Source organism: uncultured Candidatus Kuenenia sp. (genome assembly GCF_900696675.1).
In the GTDB taxonomy this organism is placed as follows: Bacteria; Planctomycetota; Brocadiia; order Brocadiales; family Brocadiaceae; genus Kuenenia; species Kuenenia stuttgartiensis_A.
In genome coordinates, this window is sequence record NZ_CAADGZ010000300.1 from 1 (window position 1) to 1,117 (window position 1,117).

General features: G+C 42.7%; 2 protein-coding genes. Both read right to left on the reverse strand.

Annotated elements, in window-relative coordinates; genetic code table 11:
- Positions 1-388: 388 nt before the first annotated feature.
- The gene (locus QZT26_RS17785) at positions 389-643 is read right to left on the reverse strand and encodes a hypothetical protein (protein WP_197705364.1); all 255 of its coding nucleotides are present in this window, start codon (positions 641-643) and stop codon (positions 389-391) included.
- A 247-nt stretch (positions 644-890) separates the two neighbouring features.
- The coding region (locus QZT26_RS17790; RefSeq protein ID WP_295104112.1) for a hypothetical protein at positions 891-1,117 on the reverse strand (227 nt) is incomplete at its 5' end.

A 1,117-nucleotide genomic window follows, 5' to 3' on the forward strand; every position in this document is an offset into this window, starting at 1 on the left:
CTTAAAAATCGCTAAAATCCCCGTCCTCCATAGGAATTATATCTTCCGGCGCTGCCTTTGTCTGCACCATTTTACTGCCGTATCCTTATTATTCAACATATTATGCCATTATAAATATCTCTTCAGCTTAAAAAATGGCTGAAATGCGCTATGTATTCAGGTTTGGGTGAGGAAAAGAATAAAGGCAAATAATCAACTATTTGAGATTTGAATATTGAACATTTTTCTTACTGCGTAACATGAGTTGCACGGTTTTGAAAATTGATGTTCAATGTAAACAACATGGTCTTTGCAAGCTTGGCATACCTCCGGCGGTTTCAGGTTTCGTCGTAAACTCAGCCGAACGATTGCAAACCTGAACAGTATCAGATTGTCATTGCGAGGGGCGTCAGCTTGTCATTGCGAGGGTCTTTTCCGAAGCAACCTCATAATATCCGTCATAAGAGACCTCGACCCTCTTCTCTCTATGCCCATATACTCTTCTTTTAAGATTATTCGGAACCCATGTGTAGAGCACTGTATTAATTTTATTCGTCATTATGTAAACGGAGTCTAATTTATCCATTACAATTACCTTGATTGAATCTGGCATTATAAAAAAGATTGCTTCGGAAAAGACCCTCGCAATGACAAGTTGGGACATTTTGGAACCCGCAGGGCGCTGCTGAAGCCACTTGGCTACCCGTGCTACTTCGCGCAATGACAAAAGCTGAGAGTACCTTTAGGAACCCGCAGAGGTAGTAGTCTTTTTTGCATAACCATTTTTATGAAGGTATACTTCAACAAGGATGGGTTCCATGTTCAACGGTTCAGGGGTTTTCATTAGTATACCTCCGGCGGGTTCAGTTTTCGTCGTAAGCTCAGCCGAACGGTTGCAAACCTGAACAGTATCAGATTGTCATTGCGAGGACATCAGCTTGTCTTTGCGAAAGCATCAGCTTGTCTTTGCGAAAGCATCCGCTTGTCTTTGCGAAAGCATCAGCTTGTCTTTGCGAAAGCATCCGCTTGTCTTTGCGAAAGCATCCGCTTGTCTTTGCGAAAGCATCAGCTTGTCTTTGCGAAAGCATCAGCTTGTCTTTGCGAAAGCATCCGCTTGTCTTTGCGAAAGCATCCGCTT

Bases quoted from the DNA above. Each gene is read 5' to 3' on its own strand.
- QZT26_RS17785 (WP_197705364.1), bottom strand. From the start codon at position 643: ATGTCCCAACTTGTCATTGCGAGGGTCTTTTCCGAAGCAATCTTTTTT.